The sequence below is a fragment of the Shewanella sp. BJSY2023SW001 genome, assembly GCF_047314685.1.
GTDB classification, from domain to species: domain Bacteria; phylum Pseudomonadota; class Gammaproteobacteria; order Enterobacterales; family Shewanellaceae; genus Shewanella; species Shewanella indica.
The window spans coordinates 25,419-46,215 of the sequence record NZ_JBKORF010000027.1 but is presented as its reverse complement, the minus strand read 5'-3'; the positions used below and the strand labels follow the sequence as shown (position 1 = coordinate 46,215).

Sequence of the window (20,797 nt, the reverse complement as noted above, 5' to 3'; positions counted from 1 at the left end):
AAAGGATACGCTAGGAAGCCTTGTTCTGAGCTGGATCCCAGAGTCACAACTTGCCGCGGTTATCCCTTGCTGTTTTAATGAGCTTCTGCTTGTTGTTATTTTGTATCCTTGCCTCTGCCAATGGAGAAATCGCTTGCAAACACCTGAGCTGCAGCACTTTTATATTTCTGAAGAGCAATCTGTCTATCTGCTCAAGGCCGATGACGCTCGCAAGCACAGAGCCTGGATCCGCCTCTGCCGCCAGCAACTAATCAAGTTGGGCTATGATGACCCGCAACTGATAGGCAAAGGCGCCTATGGTTTTGTGTTCGCCGGACGAAACCGCCATGGCCAGGAACATGTGTTCAAGTTCTCCCGCATCACCCTGCCCCAACAGGTACAGGACAGACTGGAAGAAGAAGCCTTCATGCTGTCTCAGGTCAATCATCCCAATGTGCCACCACTGATAAAGTTCGACAGAGTTGGACGCCAGGGGATCCTGGTGATGGCCAGAGCTCAGGGCCAGGATCTGGATCAGCGCTGTCGTCGGCATGGAGCCTTACCTGTGGCGGAAATCATGAGCATTGCCAGGCAGTTGGCAGATCTGCTGCAATATCTGCGCAGCGGCAGACCCTTGGTTCATGGGGATATCAAACCTTCCAACCTGGTTTATGACCCAGAAGAAGACAAGTTGTCTTTGATTGACTGGGGCTCGGCGGTATTTGCCCAGCGCGATGCCGATAACCGCCCGGTCGGCGGCAATGTGATGGAGCTAATGTCGAGCGATCAACAGCATACCAACGCCCGCATGGGCGATGTTTATTTTATCGGCGATGAGCAACTCTCGGGGGCGCTTTCCAGCCCCAGATTTGATGAACAAGGGGTTGCCGCCACCCTCTATGCTCTGGCGTCCGGCCAGGCCAGCCGCTTCGGTTCCCAAGTAATCCCGCCCACCAGCATAGGTCTGCCGCTAGAACTGGCCAGGATCCTCGAAGGCATGTTGGGCTCAGATCCACTCACCCGTCTCAAGGCCGGCGACTACTTCCTGCGCAGCATGAGATACAGCCAGCATCTTTTACTGCCACCGTTGCCACAGGAGCTGAATGCCGAGATCCCCGTCTGGGTACAGAAACGGGCCCGGGACGTGGAAACAGTCAGCTACAGTTCGCGGAAATCGTTTCTGCGCAGCCATCATCCGGACGCCGATGCCGAGGCTATTCGCGCCGAAGATATTCAGCTGGAGAAGTACTACCGCAACTTCCTCGCCGGCATGGGAGACACAGAGAAGGGCTTTATCGCCGCCGTTGGCCGCCTGGGTCAGTATCCGATTGTGGGCGGTTTGGCGATTCATTGGCAGGAGACAGGCGTCTATATCGACTCCAACCTGGCCCTTTATGATGAAGAGCTCAGGCCGGCATTAATTCAAGCGGTCAACAACATGGTGACTCTGGCCCGGGGAATTCATCGCATAGGTATCTTCAAGGCCTGTTTCTTCAACGCCAAAGATACCCTGCACCTGGAGCGAAGCGCCCCTTCAGAGCCGTTCAAGGCCAAGGCAGATCAGCTGCTGCCCTTTGAGGTGGGCGATGTGCCGACACTCGAAGATCAATCCCGGCTGCACTCCTACTTTGAAGATGGCCGGGATCCGGATGAAAACCTCGAACTGCCTGCGGAAATCATGACTGAACTTGGCTGGCTAAACCAGATACACCACACAGGCTGTATCATTTTCGAAGCCCTGCCAACCCATATGAAGATCCACAGTTACCTTAGACTACTCAACCCGAGAAAACAGGCGCAGTTTCGCGCCTGTCTGGACAGGATCCTCAGTCATGTGGACAAGATCCAAGGTCAAGGGGTCTCGGGGTTTATGAAGCTGCCCTATAAAAATACCCGCAGGTTCGAACACCTGCAGCGCAAGCCGGAGCGCTTCTATCCGAGAAATCCCAAAACCAGCGCTTAGTTGGCGTAAGTTGTCGTCACGCTCAAGCGGTGCTCGCTCTGAAGATACTCTCGAGCCACGGCTTCCAGGGCTTCACCATCCAGTTGCCCCAGTATTTGCTGTCGTTGTTGAAATCCCAGCCAACGGCCCGGCCGAGTCTGGGCCGTTGCTGCCAGATCCAACCAAAAGTCGTTGCTGGCAGGAGCACTTTGCAACCATTGCAGCAAGGGCTGACGCGCCCGCTCCAGCAGTTCAGCATCTATGCCACCCTTGGCCATGACTCTGGCTACGACCGCGGCAAAGCCCTGTTCGGCCGCCTTCAGCTTGGCGGCATCTGTGACAGTAAACAGCCCCAGATAACCGTAACCTGTTGGATGCCAATCGACATAATTAAAGGTATAGGGCGAATATCCGGCGCCGGCTTTTTCCCTGACTTCTTCATTCAACAAAATGTCCATCACCTGTTCGAGTAATATCAGCTCACTGTGACGCCGAACATCCTGCATATCGGTGGTCGGCCACAGCCAGGCCAATGCCGCCGAATTCTCGGCTCCCCGATGGAAAATTTGGCTCTGTGCCGGCACCTTGGGGAATACCAGCCGCTCGAAGGCCGACTCCTTGGCCGGATGCCGCTCGATGGCAGCGAATGTCTCGGCGACCGCTTTTATCCCCTGAGCCTCATCGAAATCTCCCACCAGCGCGATTTCCAGCATTCCCTTATCCAGCGCCGATGCCAATACCTTGGCTATTTCTGCAAAGTCCCGCTGCAACACCTGCTCTTCCCGGCCGTAACCATATCGGGGATCGCCGGGGTGCAGGAGTCCACTCAGACCATCCCAGAAAGCACTATTAGGGTTGGCGTTGCGGCTTTGACTTTCTGCCTTAACTTGCTGCCGAAAGAGGTTGATGGCTTCCTGGCGCCAGCCCGGGGCGGTTAAAAAGGCGGCCTGTAACCCCAGCTGAGTTCTGAGTTCATCGGCATTGGTATTGGTCACGCCGCCAAAGCCTTCAGTACTGACGCCAATATTTGCCGAGATATTCTGCCCGGCAAAGATATCCCCCAGCTGTTGCCAGGAGTGCTGCTCCAGCCCACCGTAAATAAAAGCATTATTGAACAGAGTGCCCAAACCTTCTTGGCGCGGAAATGGCAAATCACCGAATCCCAATGACAAGCTGATAGCCACATTGTTCTGTTCAAATTCGGTGGATTTAAGGTTAAGCAGAGTGCCATTGGCAAAACGTAACTGGCGTATTCCGGTATCGGGATCCCGTTTATCGGCCACTATCTTCCCGGGTTCACCAAAGCTTTGATAAGCAAACTCGCTGGCTTGTTTAGCCTTATAGGGAGTAACCGGCTGCAGCTGACTCTGCTGATATGCCGCCAAGAGTTGTGTTTCTACCGCGGTTGGCGCCTTGGCAGCGGAAAGATAGATACCGGGTTGTCCCTGCCAGAGTTCGGCCAGTGTCTGTTGGATAAGCGCCGGGGTAATTTGCGGCGCCAAGGCCTCAAAAATAGCCAGCTCATCTGCTGGTTCTATCAGTATCATGGCCTCGGCATCCATTGATACCAAAGCCTCGGCCATATTCAGGCTGTGAATGGTGTTACTGCCGGCAAGAGTGAGTTGATATTGCCTATGCTGACGCCTGAGCGCCTGCTGCAACTCTTCGTTGCTGAAGCCATATTGCAGGGTCTGACGTATGGTCTGCTCCAACAGAGCCACAGCTTGCGGCCAGTTGTCTTCCTGGGTCTCCAGAGCCAATTCCACCCTTACCGCTGTGCCAAACTCTTCACCTAACTCAACAGAAGCATGGCTCATACCTTCCTCGGCAAACAGGTGTGGCAGCAACCTCTGATAAAGCATACTCCCCAGCAGCGACTCAAGCATCTGCTGTTGACGCTTTTCAATACTGTCAGGCTTTGGTGTTCTGGGCGTCAGCACCCCAAGAGAGACTTGAGTCGGCAAACTGGGGTCGAAGAAAGTGTCTGCCTGAGGCTGCTTTCTGACTACAGGCGGAGAAAGCTTCACCTGTGCCGGGGCAACCGCCTGAGGGTGCGGCTTCCAATCGGCGAACAACTGCTTGATTTGGGCTTCAGTACGGACAATGTCCAGGTCGCCTACCAGGATCAGCGTTGTCCGCTCCGGAGTATAGAAACGCTGATACAAAGATCGCAGCTTGGCGACATCTGCCGCCTTGATGATATCTGCTTCGCCAATAGGGAAACGCTTTGATAGTAGGTTGGAGGGATACCAGAAACGCAATTGGTTTCGATAATTTTCAAGCTCAGCCGACTGACGTTCTTTAAGCTCGGCCAGCACCACTGCTTTTTCCTGCTCAAGCGCCTTGGGATCCAGAGTGAGCCTGTCGGCAATTTCCCGCATCAACATCAGCCCGGTATCCAGCTTTAGCTCATTCCCTTGAGTGATGTTGAACTTATAGACTGTCTGGGTAAATTCAGTCACGGCATTGGTATCGGCCCCAAAACTCAAACCAAGACGCTGCAACCTTGGGATCATATCCCCTTCCGGGATAGCGACGGAGCCTTTAAATGCCATATGCTCCAGCAGGTGCATTAGCCCCTGCTCATTTTCCGCCTCATTCAGTGAGCCGGAAGCGATCCGCATCCGCATCACTATGGCATTCGACGGAGTCTTGTTATCCACCAATTGATATTTAAGACCGTTATCCAGTTGGCCCTGGTGTACGCGGGGGCTAAGGCTTAGCCCATCGGCCTTGGCAATGAAACAGAGCAGCAGCAATAAACCGCCGAGCCAGACTCTGAGAAACAGAATTTTTGGCATAACCAATTCCCTAAAAAAAACAGAGGCTCGGTGCAAAATGGGCCCGAACCTCTGGAACATGAAAGATGCCAATATAAGGTAATAAAATAATTATGTCACATAATCAATACCTTACGACGTACTAAATCGGCGAGCCCGGTGGCATTTCCGCAGGTTTATTGATCGCTCTAACCCCGGCTTGTTTCAGTGCCTGCTCAAGCACAGCTTGCAGTTGTCCATAGTGAGCCGCCTTGTAACCTGAACTTCTTTTTTCCTTTCTGGGCAACTGCTTAAGCAGATAATCCAGCTTCATTCTCAATATGGCTTTAACTTCCGGACTACTGGCGTCACTCTCGAAACTCTGCAACATGCCATCCAAAACCACAGCATTGACCCGCATCGCAATACTGGTCTGATCTCCCGAAGGCAGAGATTTCAGCAGTGTCTTAGCCAGCAATCTATCCAGCAAATCCTCTACCGACAGCTGCTCTGTGTCCCTGGTAAAGGCCTGATCCACTCGGTTGAGCCGCTCAGGGTTCAACAGCGTCGACACTGTATGGCGACTGAGCACTTCTGCCATGCTCAGCTGATCCACGGCAACCCCCAGAGATGAGGCAAAACTCTCGCGGCTGCGGTAATAGTTACCGGCCTTGGGCACCAGTTGCTCCAGAAGCTCAGTTGGCAGATACAGTTCTCTGGGATCCAGAGTCGCCAGCACAGTCTCCAATGCCCGCTTCTGCAATTCCGGCGCAATATAATGCCAACTACCGCTATTGGCATCTGCCAGGTAATTGTAGTCAATGCCGCCGACAAACTTGGCCGCGGCGCTGATCTGATAACGATTCAACAGATAGATGGGCACAAGGGCATCACTGAGTTCGCCCAAGGGTTGCTCCGGCAACAGCGCCTTGGCGGAGAATGTCTCAAGCGCCTGGCGCCTGACCAGCTGCATTCTGGCCAACTCCTTGACCGGATCCTCGCCTCTGTCCCAAAGACTGGCATAAGCATGGGCGGCTGAAGCCGCTCGCGAGTCACCCTCGCCTATGTATCTCAGCCCCTGTTGCTGCACCTCTTTGAGCAGCGATTTGAGCGCGGCCTGGGTTTGGGCCTCATCACCAAAGTCACCATAACCGTACTTGATGGCAAACTTATCCCAGGCGCCCAAGCCTTCGGCGTAAGGCTGGCTGATGTCCACCCGTTTGCCGTCGAGGCGCACATAGGGATGGGGGTAATCCATCACAGAGGCGTTGTTATTGGTGGAAGCGGCAAAGTTATGATCCAGTCCCAGGGTGTGACCGATTTCATGAGCCGATAACTGGCGAATACGCGCCAGAGATAAGGCCATGGCGGCTGCATCGGCCGCTTGTCTGTCTTCCCACCCGGCAGTGAGACCACGGGCAATCAGGTGATCCTGACGCACCCGCAGACTCCCCAGAGTGACCTGGCCCTTGATGATTTCACCGCTGCGGGGATCTGTCACCGCCGCGCCGTAGGACCAGCCACGACTGGCCCTGTGTACCCACTGGATCACGTTGTAGCGCACATCCTGAGGGTCGGCACCTTCCGGCAATAGCTCCAACTTGAAACCATTTATAAACCCCGCCTCATTAAAAGCCTGCTCCCACCAGCGACCGCCTTCGAGCAAGGCACCACGAATCGGCTCTGGTACACCGGGATCCAGATAATAGGTAATGGGTTCAACCACTTCGCTTGGCTCGGGGCCGGGATTGACCTTCTGCAGCCGGTGGCGCAGCAAGAAGCGCTGGTTGATATCCTGATCTATGGCGGTGGCATAATCCTTGTACTCATCAGACAGATAACCACTCATGGGATGATAACGGCGCGCCTGATAACCCGGCTCGGGCAAGGCGATAAAGGAGTAGCGTAGTCTCAGAGACAGTGCCTGACCATCCGGAGTCACCTCGGCGACTCTGGCGCCGGCCTTATCACTGGCAAAGGTCAGCTGCACATCCACATCCGAATTACGCTCGAACGACTTGACCGAGGTTGGCAACACCACTGAGCGGCTGGTGTCCAGACGATAATGCCCTTGGCCCCTGGCCGCCAACTGTTGGCTGATGCCGTGCAGGTCCTGCAACATCAAGTCATTGACCGGCACAAGCAGACGTTTTCCCGGCAGGAGTTTTCCGCGCCAGAGCACAGATTCGGCAAAAGCTTCATGCACGGCTCTTTGCTCGGCTTGGTCATCGGTATCGGCGCGAAAACGGGTGTTGAGCTGTTTGAGCAGAATATAGGGCCCCTGGCGTTCAAATTGCACCATGCGGGTATATCCCAGTTGCCCCCGGTCGAGCCCTATGTCGTTAGAGCCAACGCCGTGGGGCAAGCTGGAGAGCAGCAACATAGGCTGGTTGAGTCTGCTCGGTTCCAGATACAGCTGCCCGGCCTTGGCATCATAAAAGAGATTGATAAAACCTTCGGCCTGAGTGCTTTCGCTGATGACGTCGGCGGCCTCCCTCTCCTGTGCCGCCTGCGCCAATCCGGGTACCGCGATCAGCGCCAACAACAAGGTCCAACTTTGAGGTTTCATCCCATCTCCTGATTGTTATCTGTAAGTTGCCATTCAAGTTAAGGGATTGGCCGGTTTATCTCAAGTCCTGCCCACCCATTCACTCAAGGTATCAAAGAGTTCATTGAGCATAATGGGCTTGGTGATATGAGCGTTCATTCCCGCCGCCAGACTCTTCTCACGATCGCCAGACATGGCATGGGCCGTCATGGCGATAATCGGCAGCGTCTCCCTGTCGTATTTTTTGCGCAATTCCCGGGTCGCCGTCAGACCATCCATCACAGGCATCTGAATATCCATCAATACCGCGTCATATTGACGCTGCTCCACCATCTCAAGGGCAATCTGGCCATTGTCGGCCAAATCTACCTCATAGCCGGCGCTGCGCAGCAGTTCGGAGGCTACCTGCTGGTTAATCAGATTATCTTCCACCAGCAGCACCAAGCCTTTGTGACCACCACTCTGATTGTCAGTAATTTCAGCCACAGTCGCCGGGTGAGGTTTCTCGGCAAAGGCTGAGATTATCTCATCAAACAGAGTCGAGGCCTTGAAGGGTTTTTGCAACAGCGCAAACACATTGGCATCTTCCACTTCCTGGGCCAATGGACCGGCGGCATAGGCCGTCATCATAATCACCACGGGGCGCTTGCTTATTCTGCCATCGGCCACCATTTCATCCAGGGTACGGATCACCTCGCGGCCATCCATTTCCGGCATCATCCAGTCGATTAGCAGTAGGTCGGTTTCCTGTTTTTCCAGCTTATAAAGGGCTTCGGCACCGCTGGCAGCCGTGTCCACCTCGAAGTGGAAGTCGCGCATCAGGGTCGAATATATCTGTAGCGCCGTGGGGTTATCGTCCACCACCAGCGCCCGCAGGCTGTTGAGCTGTTCCGGCATCACCAGAGGTTCAATCTTGGCCTCTTCGGCGATCTCAAAGCTAATGGTAAAGCTGAATACACTGCCGACACCCGGCTCACTCTGCACCTGCATCTTGCCGCCCATCATGGACACCAGATGCTTACTGATGGACAAGCCAAGGCCTGTGCCGCCATATTTACGGGTGGTGGAGCCATCTGCCTGGGCAAAGGCATCAAACAGTATCTCCTGCTGCTCCTTGCTGATCCCTATGCCAGTGTCCCGAACCCAGAATTTGAGGGTGATGCGATGATCGCGTTCGCCGACATCTTCACAACCGAGTTCAATCTCCCCTTCGGAGGTAAACTTAACCGCATTGGACAGCAGATTCACCAGCACCTGACCAAGACGCAAAGGATCGCCCTTGAGCATAAGCCCGGCGGTCACAGGGGCATACAGCAACAGCTCGACTCCTTTCTCCTGCGCCTTGAGCGAGTTGATATCCAGGGCGTGCTCCAACACCTTATCCAACGGGAAGGAGACCCGCTCCAGCTCCAGCTTTCCGGCTTCAATCTTTGAGAAGTCGAGAATGTCATTGATGATCCGCAGCAATGATTGGGCCGAGAAACCAGCCTTCTCCAGATAATCTTTCTGCTGCGCCGTCAGGTTGGTGCGCTGCGCCAGTTGCAGCATACCTATGATGGCATTCATCGGCGTGCGGATCTCATGACTCATATTGGCCAGGAATTCACTCTTGTAAAGATTGGCCAGTTCCGCATCTTTCTTGGCCTCCAGCAAGGCCACTTCGTTGCTCTTGCTGCGGGTAATGTCCTTGTGGGTACCCAGCATACGCCTGGGCTCATTGTTGGTGGTAAATTCCACCACCCGACCACGGGACAGCACCCAGTGATACTGACCACTCTTGCCGCGCATTCGGAACTCTATCTCATAGGCGCCTATGGGATCGGCTAGATACTGCTCGCGATACTCTTCAACCCGGATCCTGTCGTCCGGATGGATCAGCTCGTCTATGGTCGACAGCAACGCCGGAAACTCATTGGTCTTGTAGCCCAGCATGGTGTAGTAGGCAGGATTGCAGATGATCTGCTCCGAATCCAGATACCAGTCCCACAGGCCATCTTCCACCGCGTCCATCGCCAGGTGATAACGTTCTTCCGACAATCGCAACTGCTCGGCTGCTTCATATTCGCGGGTCACATCACGCCAAACTGCAATCAAGCCCAGCATCTCACCGCGGCGGTTATAAAACGGCAGCTTGAGGGTATCGAGCAGCACAGGCTTGCCCGCCAGTTCAACCTTTTCCTGATAGCGCAGTGGCGCCCTGTCCTTGAGCACCTGTTCATCCTCGGCGCGAATTCTGGCGGCCTGCTCCGGGGTGGTCAAAGTGTCTGAATTCAGGCCGATCATCTCGGCCTCGGTATAGCCAAGTACCCGCTCGGCCGACTTGTTGCAGCCGAGGTACTTACCTTCTTTATCTTTGAAGACAATGGCCTCAGGAATGGAGTCCAGCAAAGAGCGCAGCAGGGCGTATTCCCGCTCCCGCTTTTCTGTGGTTTCCTTCAGCCGTTCGGTGCGCCGGGCCACCAGTTTATCCAGACGCTTGTTCTGCTCTGCCAGGTGACGGGTATATTGCTGGTTTTCTTCAAAAATGCGGCTGACCAACTGGAACCAGGGCTCCCAGCCCTGGGTAATCTTCGCCGGCGGCCGGATCGGCTCACGGGAACAGTCTTCCAGGTGTGACAGCAGGCGCGAGGCCGGACTGACGAAAGAGCGGCGAGTCTGCCAGTGCACTATGGTCACCAGTACGGACAGCGCCAGTACCACCAAAATAAAGCTCAGCTGCAGCTTCTCAAACGAGTCCAGAAACAGATCATCGACATCCTGCAGATAAAGCAGGCGCCAGGGGGCGTTGTGCAGCGCCACCGAGTGGATGTAATAGCCATTGCGGATCATCCCTTCATGGGCATCGAACAGTTCAGACTCAGGCAGAGAATGCAGCTCGGATGGGATCCGCTGACTGATGTGGTAGACCCGGTTGATGCTGGAGGTATCAAAATCGCTGTGGGAGAGAATATTATTGCCCTGATCCAGCAAAATCACAGTGCCCGGCATCTTGAAATAGAGACGTATCTGTTTGGCGAGCGATGCCAGTGTCATATCCAGATTGATAGAACCGATAAACTCATCTTCGAGATAGATGGGCACCCCAAGGGTAGTCAACAGACCATTGCCGGCCGAGTCCACATAGGCCTCACTCCAGAACACACTGCGCTGGGGGTTCATCGCCGGTGTCGCCAGTTGAAACTGTTTCTTATTCAGCAGTTCATCGCGAAAACGCTGCTCATCCGAAGGCCAGGGGTAGTAAGACATCATCCGCCGCTTGGACAGATAATAGATGGCCGAAGCCTTGGGCGCGGCCTCCTTGGCGACCGGGAACGACAACGACAGCTCAAACAGCATCTCCAGTTCCTGATAGAACTTGTCGCTACGGCCATCGAGACTACCTGAGCCGGTTATCCGCCCCATGTTGGTGAATGGCTCACCACTCCTGGCGTAATTGGGCTCCAGGGTAAAAAACTGACCACTTTCGTTGAATTTTTCGTACTGGGGCAGCCTGTCCTTGCGTACCTGTTCGGCCAGGCGCAAGTGGTCCACGGCCACATTACGCAGGCTCTTGACCGCACGGATACTGGATTCCAGCAACAGGTCAATCTGCATCACATGGCGGTCGACCTGTTCTTCCCTGAGCTCCATCTGTTGGGTCTTCTGGCGCTCAAAAAACACCCAAGCCGTGAGCAACGCCAGTACAATCACCCCCATATAGGTGTAAAACACTGCACGGTTGTAATTTTTCTGGATCGGAGATTTCAGCTGCAGATCCGGCTCACTCAATTTCATCCATTACCCTTGCATCACGGCCCATCCCCAAGCGGTGGGGAAGAAAGATATCATATACTTAATTTGGCTGCATATGCAGTACCCCGCACAAAGCAAAGGCCCCGATATGGGGCCTTTTTCAGTAGCCGGGTTTATCAGAGCTGCTCTTCGGCAAATTCCGCCAACCGTGAGCGCACAACACCGTTGAGATAAATGTTGGCACTGCCTTCAAAATTTTTAAAGCGTTCAACCATATAGGTTAAACCCGAGGTAACGGCGGTTAGATAGTTGGAGTCTATCTGCGCCAGGTTGCCACAGCAGATAAGCTTGGTACCTTCTCCCATACGGGTGATCATGGTTTTCAGCTGTGAGGCGGTCAGGTTTTGACACTCATCCAGCAATACCACTGAGTTCTGAATCGACCGCCCACGCATGAAGTTGATCGATTTAAATTGGATATTGGCCTTTTCCATTATGTAGTTAAGTGAACCGCTGGGGTTAACATCATGCTTGTGTAACACCTCCAGAGTATCGGTAATTGCCGCCAGCCAGGGCGCCATTTTCTCCTCTTCCGTGCCCGGCAGGAAGCCTATCGACTCGGCAATTTCCGGGGTATTACGGGTGACTATCACCTTGTCGTAGAGATTACGTTCCACCACCAGCTCCAGTGCCGCCGCCATCGCCAGCAAGGTCTTACCGCACCCTGCGGGGCCAGTGAGAATAACCAGATCGATATCAGGATCCATCAAGGCCTGCAGCGCCATGCCCTGATAGATGTTCTTCGGCCTCACGCCCCAGGCCTCCATATTCATCAGGCGATCGCGACCGAGATCCAGCACATTGAGACTGGTTTCACTGCGGCCGACCACCCGGCCACAAAACTCGGACTCATCGTCCAGTAGATATTGGTTGATATAAAACAGATCGTCACCCAGGTCCTTGAGCGGCACATCATGCACAGTATGACGGCCATGACGCTCGGTGGCCACCTTGTGCAAATGCTCCCAGAAGTTGCCTTCAAATTGATGAAAACCCTTGGACAGAAAACGTATGTCATCGATCAGTTGATCTGTGCGGTAGTCCTCTACCAGGAGTATCCCGGCGCCCTTGGCCTTGAGACGCATATTAATGTCTTTGGTGACCAGCACCACGGTACGGGGCTCGTATTGATTTTGTAGATGCAGGGCTGTGTTGATAATGCGGTTGTCGTTGTTGTCGCCGGGCAGCGAGCCTATGGTGAATTCAATCTGATGGTCGGGGAAGATAGCCAGAGTACCTGTGGCATCTGTATGCCCTTCGCGGCTTGGAAGGGGAACCCCTTTGATTATCTGTTCCGGAGTGGTCTTGCCGCCGAGGATATCTTCCAGCGCCCGAATGGCGACCCTGGCATCGCGGCTGACATCCCGCTTTCTGTCTTTTATCTGGTCCAATTCCTCCAGTACCGTCATTGGGACCACAACATCATGTTCTTTAAAGGAGTATATCGCTAAGGGTTCATGTAATAACACATTGGTATCAAGTACAAACAACTTTCTGTCGTCTTGTTCCATGGCGCCTCCATTTGCGTCAATGAGCTACTCACAGCTTTGTTGTCATGGGCCAGCGCAGGCCTGGGTTGGGGTATATGGCACTCCTGTTTCTAACTGATTACGGGCAGGTTTCACCACTGTGACATGGCTTAAACTAATACTGGCACCTTTAGCAACGGATGACAAATACCCTTTGCAGTCTCTTTAATAGTCACTGCGCGGTATCCGTTTTTGAGTGTAGGATGCTAAAGATGACGATTGGATGACAAGCGGACGAAAAGGCCCGCGGGGCAGGATTGGTATTATACTCGGATTGGTATAACATACGCGCCCTTTGTGAATCCGCCCGGAGATGAGAGTTAAAGATGCCCTTCGCCTTAGGTCAACGCTGGATCAGTGATACCGAATCAGAGCTTGGTTTGGGTACAGTAGTACAACTGGAAGGCCGCATGGTCTCACTGCTGTTCCCCGCCACCGGAGAGAACCGCATGTTCTCCCGCAACGACGCCCCGTTAACCCGGGTGATTTATAACCCAGGTGATCAGGTCAAGAGCCATGAAGACTGGACACTGACCATCAACTCTTTGGATGAAAAAGACGGGTTGGTGATCTACAGCGGCATTCACAGTGAAACCGGTGAAGAAGTGCAGCTCCGGGAAACTCTGCTGGATCACAATATTCGTTTCAACAAGCCGCAGGACAGACTCTTTGCCGGCCAGATAGACAGACTGGACAGATTCGGGGTGCGCTACGCCGCCCAGCAACTGCGCCACAATCTGGCCACCTCAGATCTGCTGGGGCTGCAGGGTCCCAGAGTTGGCCTTATTCCGCATCAGCTGTGGATTGCCCATGAAGTCGGGCGCCGCTACGCGCCACGGGTACTGCTGGCCGATGAAGTGGGCCTGGGCAAGACCATAGAAGCTGGTCTCATCATTCACCAGCAATTGATGACAGGCCGCGCCGAGCGGGTACTTGTGATAGTTCCCGATACCCTGCGCCACCAATGGCTGGTGGAGATGCTGCGCCGCTTTAACCTGCGGTTTGCCGTATTCGATGAAGACCGCTGCATCGAGGCTTTTGCCGACCACGACAACCCCTTCTACACAGAACAGTTGGTGATCTGCTCGCTGGAATTGCTGCGCAAGAAGCGCCGTCTCGATCAGGCGCTGGATGCCGACTGGGATCTTATGGTGGTCGACGAGGCCCATCACCTGGAGTGGACCGAAGAAGCTCCGAGCCGCGCCTATCAGGTGGTAGAAGCTCTGGCAGAAGTGGTGCCCGGCGTACTGCTGCTGACCGCGACCCCGGATCAACTGGGCCATGAGAGCCACTTTGCCCGACTGCGACTGCTGGATCCGGACCGTTTCTACGACTATCAAGCCTTTATCAAAGAGGAACAAGGCTACAAAGAGGTGGCCCTCGCCGCCGAGGCGCTGGCCAGTGGCAACAAGCTGCCCGACAATGCCATCAACAGCCTGACCGAGCTCTTGTCGGAAAAGGATATCGCCCCCGCTATTCGCCTGATCCAGGCTGACGGCGTCGATGCCGAGCAGCAGCAAGCCGCCCGTGACGAACTGCTGCAGGAGCTGCTCGACAGACACGGTACGGGTCGAGTGCTGTACCGTAATAGCCGCGCCTCGGTCAAAGGTTTCCCGAAACGCATTTTCAACGCCTATCCACAGGCCATGCCGGAGCAGTACCTCACTGCGGCCCGAGTCAGTGCCATGATGAATGGTCACCGCACCTTGGAAATGAAGGCCGCCTACGCGCTGGCGCCGGAAAAAATGTATCAGGAGTTTGATGAAAACTCCGCTGCCTGGTGGAAGTTCGACCCCAGGGTCGACTGGCTCATAGATTTCCTCAAGCAAAACCGCAGCAAGAAAGTGCTGATTATCGCCAGCCAGGCCGCCACCGCGCTGAGTCTGGAAGAAGCGCTGCGTACCCGTGAAGGGATCCTCGCCACTGTGTTCCATGAGGGCATGTCCATCATAGAGCGTGACAAGGCCGGTGCCTTCTTCGCCCAGGAAGAAGGTGGTGCCCAGGCGCTGATCTGCTCGGAAATCGGTTCCGAAGGGCGTAACTTCCAGTTCGCCAGCCAGTTGGTGTTGTTCGATCTGCCGCTGAACCCGGATCTGCTGGAGCAGCGCATAGGTCGCCTGGATCGCATAGGTCAGAACCATGATGTAGAGATCCACCTGCCCTTCCTCACCGACACAGCGCAGGAGCGTCTGTTGGCCTGGTACCACGAGGGCCTCAATGCCTTCGAACTCACCTGCCCCGGTGGCCATATTCTGTTTAAGGAGTTTGGCGCCCAGTTGCTGCCACTGCTGGTGGAAGAAAACGAAGAAGAGATGAACAAGCTGCTGCGCGACACCCGCAGCCGTTATAAAGAGCTCAAGCAGGCGATGGAGCAGGGCCGCGACAAGCTGCTGGAACTCAACTCCCACGGCGGCGACAGGTCATTGGCCCTAGCCGAGAGACTGGCGCAGATGGATAACGACACCCAGCTTATCGGCTCAGTGATCCGTCTGTGGGACATCATAGGTCTGGATCAGGACGACAGAGGCGAAAACACCATAGTACTGCGCCCGAGTGAGCACATGATGTTTCCCACTTACCCCGGTCTGCCGGAAGATGGTATTACCGTGACTTTCGACCGGGAAACCGCCCTGTCCCGCGACGATATAGCCCTGATAACCCAGGAGCATCCGCTGGTGCAAACCGGTCTGGATCTGATCACAGGTTCAGAGACTGGCACCACAAGTGTTGCCATCCTCAAGAACAAGGCGTTGCCGGCAGGAACTGTGTTCCTGGAACTTATCTACCTGGCACAGGCCTCGGCACCCAAGTCCAGCCAGCTGTATCGCTATCTGCCGCCGACACCGCTGCGCATTCTGTTGGATAAAGACGGCAACAATCTGTCTAACAAGGTGAGTTACGAGCATTTTGATCGCCAGCTCAGTGCGGTTAACCGCCATATCGCCAGCAAGCTGGTCAATGCCTCGCAGGCGATACTGCATCCTTTGCTGGCCAAGGGCGAAACCCACGCTATGGAGGCCATGTCCAACCTGCAGGCCGAAGCCCAGCAGCAGATGGAGCGTCAATTGGGCGCCGAGCTGCAACGTCTGGAAGCCCTCAAGGCGGTGAACCCCAATATCCGCGATGCTGAGCTTGAGTATCTGCAAAATCAGATAACCGAACTGCGCGGCTATTTGGATCAATGCCAGCTGCAGCTCGATGCCGTGCGCCTGGTGCTGGTCAGCCACGCCTGATAATCCACTCAAGTATCATCCCCCAAGACCCGCTGCCGGCGGGTCTTGCTTTTTATGCTTAAGTTCAGCAACCCTGATGCACCACGCCTTTAAGCTTTGGTTCGGCGCGCAAACTTTTTTAACTACGGCTACTAGAGCACAAATTTGCAGCTTATAATTTTGGCATTGAGCCAATAAAGGCTGCAGATCATGCTATTCCAACCAAAACAAGTTTAAGGAGTTCCCTTGGCGCTGATACCCAGAACTATGGCTATACTGTGCTTTTTGCCTTTGGTGGCACTGGCAGCCGACGAGCCAGTCAACAAAGACATGGTCAACCAGGCGCAGGCTCAACCAGAGCCAGCGACTCAAACGCCTGAAACAGCCTCCATGAAGCCCAGAGACAATCGCCGGGCGTTGGAGCATGTCGCCGCCTCAGAACTGCAACAGATACAAGTGGATGGCGAGGAACAAGCCGTTCTGGTGCGACCCTGGAGTGGCCCGAAACAATTGGGCGCAGCGCTGTTACTGCCGCCACCCGGCACCCACGCCGATGCTCCCGGACTCAACGCCTTCTTGCGCCGCAGCATCAATCCCGCAGGCTGGGCCAGTATCAGCATCACACCACCACCCTTTCCGGAGCAGCCCAACTTCACCACAGAAGCGCAGGAAATAAGCAAGGCCGGCGATGGCAAAATGCCGGGAAAACGCAACCAGGCAACGAGCCGCCGAGAGGCGGAGGAATGGCAGAAACTCAGGAAACAGCAACAGAGCTTTATCCAACAGAGTCTGGCGCAATTGGACACCTTGGGAGCCCCCTTTCCAGGCAAGCGCTTACTGATAGCCCAGGATCAGTGCGCCGCCTTGGTAATTGAGTTATTGGCGGCGCAGGAGTTGGCCAAACCGGACTTGCTGGTGGTAATCAATCCCTACCTCGATGATCCCTATGCCAATTTAGCCCTGCCAAAGCAGCTGGCCGAACTGGATCTGGCGGTACTCGATATCCAATCCCCCGACGGTCACCAGGCCTCGCAGGCGACGGTAAAAAGTCGTAAATCGCTGGCAATGAGCCAGCCGGACAATCAATACCGGCAGCGGTTACTGGCGCTGGATCTGCGCCAGGATGTTGCCTTTGAAAACACCTTGATGATGATAGATGGCATGGCCAGAAAGGTGCTGAAACAAGCGCCGCCAAACGAAAAAACAGCCACTGAAGCCCATCAGTGACCGCCTAATTGCAGAAGTTGCTGCCAAAACCGGCCGGCAGACCAAGCTTTCCGTAGAACAAATGTCGGCAGTGCGATTACTCTTTCTTGCCGCCATTGGAGAACATCAACGCCAGGGAGATGAGTACCACAGTGCCTCCCATGAACAGCAAATCCAGTGCCGAGCTGGGCTTGATATCGGCAAAGAAGGAAAACACCTTGATGATCAGCATCATCAATATCACTTTGCCCAACTTGCTCTTGAGTGCATCTATGCTGGAGATGATCAGTATCTTCCCACCGGTATCCGAGTTACTGGCCGGTTCCAGGTTGCGGATAAAGAGTTCATAGAGGCCGAAAGCAAAGATCAGCAGCACAGCCCCGAGCAGGAAGGTATCCAGTATCTCCACCAGTACCATCACAAGATCGTTGCGCACATCATAGCTACCACTGAGCAGGTACTCCCACAACAGGGCAAACATATGTAGCACGTCCTTGACTCCCATGACAAAGGTGACCAAGGCCGCCAACACACAGGAGAAGACTCCAACCATGACAGACAAGCGACTGCCCCACAGCAAGCGTTCAAAAAAAATCCGCATCCCAATTTCCATCTAAAAATAAAGTGACGGATTTTCAGGCGCTTCTATCATATAGGTCAAGTTAATATTTATTTAGCCGTGAAGGGTATCTCACCAGTTTCGCCGCGGTTCAAAGGCCCGCTCGGGATCCTTGCCCTGCCGCACGGCAGCAATGGCTCTGTTACGCCCCAAAAGCAGACGCACCTGACTCCAGGACTCTCGCGCCAGCAGGCGCCGACGGGAACCATTCCAGCTGCGGTTGATACTCAGTTTGATCGCCGCCAGTGCATCGGGAGAGCGCTCATTGAGCTCAGCTGCCAGTTGTTGTGCCCGGGCCAGAGGATCACTGCTGCACTCGGTCACCAACCCAAGTTCCAACGCCTTGCAAGCGGGGATTAATTCCGCCGTCATACTGAGTTTCAATGCCTGATCTTTGGTCAGAATTTCCCGCAAACTCACCAAGCCGCCCATGTCGGGCACCAAGCCCCATTTGGCTTCCATAATAGACAATTCGGCGTCATTGGCGGCAATCCGAAAATCGGCGCCGAGCGCAATTTGCAAGCCACCGCCATAACAGCGACCATCCAAGACGGCAATCACAGGAACCGGCAGCTCACGCCAGGCGACAGACACCTGTTGCGCCAGATTGGCATTGCCCGGTAACCACTTGAACAACAGCTTCAGCGCTTGCCAGGGAGAGTTAGCCACACTCTTGATATCCAAGCCGGAGCTGAATTGGCCACCCTCACCTCTGAGGATCACCGCCCGCAAATGCCGTTGACGGCGCAAGTGACGCGCCATCGCCTTGAGCTCGCTGAACATAGTGTAATTAATAGCATTGAGCCTATCCGGCCGGTTCAAGCTAACGATAGCCAGCTGTTGCTGCCATTCCAGGCTAAGAGTCTGCCACTGCATCTGCAGGTCCTTGAAAGTTGAAGTTATGTTAACGGTATCACCATCAAACAGGTCAGGCCAGATCAAAAATCGCTCTATTTCAATATCACAGCACAGTTTAAATTTTGGCTTGCGTCAATAAACTGACATTGGTTTTGACTTAGTGGCGACAAGTGTTCACAATATCGACCCTCAACAGACAAGCCATTGCACTAAATAAGATTTTATCCTGCCAAATATGAGAAATGGACATAAAGTCCGTATCCGCCGGTATATTGCTATCGGCCCTGTCCTCTCTGATACAGCGGCATAGTCAGAGGATAATCACAAAAAATGCCGCTGTAGGTGTTATCTTCAAGTAATGCGGTAGAACAGGAAATCTCTATGGCGATTCCGGTACTCATATGCGACGACTCTGCACTGGCGCGAAAGCAGATGGCCCGTACCCTTCCCAAAGAATGGGAAGTCGACATCAACTTTGCCGCCAATGGCGCCGAAGGACTTGAGGCTATCCGCGCCGGCAAGGGTGAGATTGTCTTTTTGGACCTCAACATGCCGGTCATGGACGGCTATGAAGTGTTGCAAGCCATTCAACAACAAGATCTGCCGGCCATGGTGATAGTCGTCTCTGGTGATATCCAAATTAAAGCCCATCAAAGAGTCAAAGCCTTGGGCGCGCTGGATTTTATTCAAAAGCCCGTCAGTGCTGATGCCATTCGCAACATACTACAGGAATATGGCATTTTGCAGTTGGCCGAAGGCGGCGACGGCAACGAAGAGCCAATGATCCAAGTGGATATGCGCGATGCCTGCCAGGAAGTTGCCAACATTGCCATGGGACGCGCCGCCGATCTGCTGGCCAAGTTGCTGGATGTATTTGTGCTCTTGCCCATTCCCAACGTCAATGTGCTGGAGGTCAGTGAGTTGACCATGGCACTCAAGGCCACAGAGCAAAGCCCCAAGATATCGGCGCTGTGTCAGGGTTTTATCGGTGCCGGCATTGCCGGTGAAGCGCTATTGCTGTTTCACGACTCCAGCTTCAAGGATATGGCCAAGTTAATGGGCCTGTCGGATCCCGAAGACACCAACACGGAAATCGAGGTGATGATAGATACCGCCAATGTGCTGATCGGCGCCTTCCTCAGCGGCATCTCGGAGCAGCTGGATATGCAATTCAGCCAGGCGCACCCTGTGGTGCTCGGACGGCATTGTACAGTGAACGATCTGATCCACGATAACTCAGATCGCTGGCAGCGCACGCTGGCGATGGAGATCAATTATCGCATCGAAGATCACAATGTGCAGTGTGATCTACTGCTGCTCTTTACCGAAGACTCCTTGCCGACGCTGAATTTCAAGCTCGGCTATCTGATGAACTGACAAAACAGGTTTGCCATGGCAAAGGATTTGAATGCAATAAATGAACTGCACTGGCTAATCGACATGGTGCAAACCATAGAGGTTGGCCTGGTGGTACTGGACCGAAATTACAATATTCAGCTGTGGAATGGCTTTATGGAAAACCACAGTGGCGTCTCTCCCAACGATATTAAGGGCACCAACCTGTTTGAACGTTTTCCGGATCTGCCGGCCAGTTGGCTCAAGCAGAAGATGGAATCTGTGTTTCTGCTGAAAAACCGCGCCTTCATCAGCTGGGAGCAGAGGCCCTATGTATTCAAATTCAAGAACTACCGACCCATCACAGGCCGCGCCGAATTCATGTTCCAGAATGTCACCCTGCTGCCACTGGCCTCTCTCACCGGGCAGATCTCCCATATCAGCATCATCATCTATGATGTGACGGATATCGCCATCAATAAGCTGCAACTCAAAAGCGCCAACGAGCGCCTGGAACACCTGAGTCAAACCGATGGCCTGACCCAACTGCACAATCGTAGACACTGGCAATTTTGCATGCAGCGGGAGTTTGATCGTCACACCCGCTATGGCGAGCCAGCCAGCCTGGTGATGTTCGATATAGATCACTTTAAACGGATTAACGACAGCCTGGGGCATATCGCCGGAGACAGAGTTATTCAGCATCTATCCCATATTCTCAGCCAAAACCTCAGGGAAACCGACTGCGCCGGGCGCTATGGCGGCGAAGAATTTGCCGTAGTCTTATCCCACACCAGCGCCGAAGATGCTCGCTCCTTTGCCGAGCGGCTACGCATTCAGATAGAAAGTAGCCGCTTCAGCTTCAATGGTCAGCCGGTGCCTTTTACTATCAGTTTGGGGATCTGCGATCTGAGTGACGAGGTGGAAAACAGCGATCAATGGCTGGCCAATGCCGATCAGGCCCTATATCAGGCCAAGGTTTCCGGCCGCAACTGCGTCAGTATTTTCAGCGATTGAT

At 54.2% G+C, this 20,797-nt stretch carries 11 protein-coding genes; 5 read left to right on the top strand and 6 right to left on the bottom strand.

Annotated features, from left to right (window positions below; genetic code table 11):
* Positions 1 to 133: 133 nt before the first annotated feature.
* A complete protein-coding gene (locus tag ACMHXH_RS06880) occupies positions 134 to 1,942 on the top strand; it encodes a protein kinase domain-containing protein (protein WP_319619000.1) in 1,809 nt (602 codons plus the stop codon).
* On the opposite strand, the gene ACMHXH_RS06875 is transcribed toward ACMHXH_RS06880, so the two are convergent.
* The 4 genes from ACMHXH_RS06875 to ACMHXH_RS06860 all read right to left on the bottom strand — a co-directional run bounded on the left by ACMHXH_RS06875 (position 1,939) and on the right by ACMHXH_RS06860 (position 12,531).
* Positions 1,939 to 4,722 (bottom strand): M16 family metallopeptidase, encoded by a 2,784-nt coding sequence (locus tag ACMHXH_RS06875; protein ID WP_335911778.1) that lies wholly within the window; start codon positions 4,720 to 4,722, stop codon positions 1,939 to 1,941. The two genes, ACMHXH_RS06880 and ACMHXH_RS06875, sit on opposite strands and share 4 nt — an antisense overlap.
* Before the next feature lie 121 nt (positions 4,723 to 4,843).
* Positions 4,844 to 7,249 carry a zinc-dependent metalloprotease gene (locus ACMHXH_RS06870; RefSeq protein WP_335911777.1) on the bottom strand — a complete coding sequence of 802 codons (2,406 nt, stop codon included), beginning with the start codon at positions 7,247 to 7,249 and terminating at the stop codon, positions 4,844 to 4,846.
* A 60-nt stretch (positions 7,250 to 7,309) separates the two neighbouring features.
* Positions 7,310 to 11,002, bottom strand: a complete 3,693-nt coding sequence (locus ACMHXH_RS06865) for a response regulator (RefSeq protein WP_039034942.1) — start codon at positions 11,000 to 11,002, stop codon at positions 7,310 to 7,312.
* Between the two features lie 134 nt (positions 11,003 to 11,136).
* A complete protein-coding gene (locus ACMHXH_RS06860; protein WP_039033471.1) occupies positions 11,137 to 12,531 on the bottom strand; it encodes a PhoH family protein in 1,395 nt (464 codons plus the stop codon).
* A 344-nt stretch (positions 12,532 to 12,875) separates the two neighbouring features.
* Here ACMHXH_RS06860 and rapA point away from each other — a divergent pair, with 344 nt between their 5' ends.
* Both rapA and ACMHXH_RS06850 read left to right on the top strand, forming a co-directional pair.
* On the top strand, positions 12,876 to 15,782 hold the full coding sequence (gene rapA / locus ACMHXH_RS06855) for an RNA polymerase-associated protein RapA (RefSeq protein WP_335911774.1): 2,907 nt from the start codon (positions 12,876 to 12,878) through the stop codon (positions 15,780 to 15,782).
* 225 nt (positions 15,783 to 16,007) lie between these two features.
* Positions 16,008 to 16,988, top strand: a complete 981-nt coding sequence (locus tag ACMHXH_RS06850) for a DUF3530 family protein (protein ID WP_335911772.1) — start codon at positions 16,008 to 16,010, stop codon at positions 16,986 to 16,988.
* Positions 16,989 to 17,064: 76 nt separating this feature from the next.
* On the opposite strand, the gene ACMHXH_RS06845 is transcribed toward ACMHXH_RS06850, so the two are convergent.
* Positions 17,065 to 17,568 (bottom strand): YqhA family protein, encoded by a 504-nt coding sequence (locus tag ACMHXH_RS06845; protein ID WP_039033473.1) that lies wholly within the window; start codon positions 17,566 to 17,568, stop codon positions 17,065 to 17,067.
* Positions 17,569 to 17,658: 90 nt separating this feature from the next.
* Positions 17,659 to 18,462: a crotonase/enoyl-CoA hydratase family protein gene (locus tag ACMHXH_RS06840; RefSeq protein ID WP_335911771.1), complete on the bottom strand. Its 804-nt coding sequence runs from the start codon at positions 18,460 to 18,462 to the stop codon at positions 17,659 to 17,661.
* 363 nt (positions 18,463 to 18,825) lie between these two features.
* Between ACMHXH_RS06840 and ACMHXH_RS06835 the strand changes: the two genes are divergently transcribed.
* Positions 18,826 to 19,821 carry a response regulator gene (locus ACMHXH_RS06835; RefSeq protein ID WP_039033474.1) on the top strand — a complete coding sequence of 332 codons (996 nt, stop codon included), beginning with the start codon at positions 18,826 to 18,828 and terminating at the stop codon, positions 19,819 to 19,821.
* Positions 19,822 to 19,836: 15 nt separating this feature from the next.
* A complete protein-coding gene (locus tag ACMHXH_RS06830) occupies positions 19,837 to 20,796 on the top strand; it encodes a sensor domain-containing diguanylate cyclase (RefSeq protein ID WP_039033475.1) in 960 nt (319 codons plus the stop codon).
* Position 20,797: the final 1 nt, after the last annotated feature.

What these genes read in the sequence shown, in the direction of transcription:
- ACMHXH_RS06865 (WP_039034942.1), bottom strand. Translation starts at nt 11,002, where the DNA reads ATGAAATTGAGTGAGCCGGATCTGCAGCTGAAATCTCCGATCCAGAAA.
- ACMHXH_RS06875 (WP_335911778.1), bottom strand. Translation starts at nt 4,722, where the DNA reads ATGCCAAAAATTCTGTTTCTCAGAGTCTGGCTCGGCGGTTTATTGCTG.
- ACMHXH_RS06830 (WP_039033475.1), top strand. Translation starts at nt 19,837, where the DNA reads ATGGCAAAGGATTTGAATGCAATAAATGAACTGCACTGGCTAATCGAC.
- ACMHXH_RS06845 (WP_039033473.1), bottom strand. Translation starts at nt 17,568, where the DNA reads ATGCGGATTTTTTTTGAACGCTTGCTGTGGGGCAGTCGCTTGTCTGTC.
- ACMHXH_RS06840 (WP_335911771.1), bottom strand. Translation starts at nt 18,462, where the DNA reads ATGCAGTGGCAGACTCTTAGCCTGGAATGGCAGCAACAGCTGGCTATC.
- ACMHXH_RS06870 (WP_335911777.1), bottom strand. Translation starts at nt 7,249, where the DNA reads ATGAAACCTCAAAGTTGGACCTTGTTGTTGGCGCTGATCGCGGTACCC.
- ACMHXH_RS06835 (WP_039033474.1), top strand. Translation starts at nt 18,826, where the DNA reads ATGGCGATTCCGGTACTCATATGCGACGACTCTGCACTGGCGCGAAAG.
- ACMHXH_RS06860 (WP_039033471.1), bottom strand. Translation starts at nt 12,531, where the DNA reads ATGGAACAAGACGACAGAAAGTTGTTTGTACTTGATACCAATGTGTTA.
- rapA (WP_335911774.1), top strand. Translation starts at nt 12,876, where the DNA reads ATGCCCTTCGCCTTAGGTCAACGCTGGATCAGTGATACCGAATCAGAG.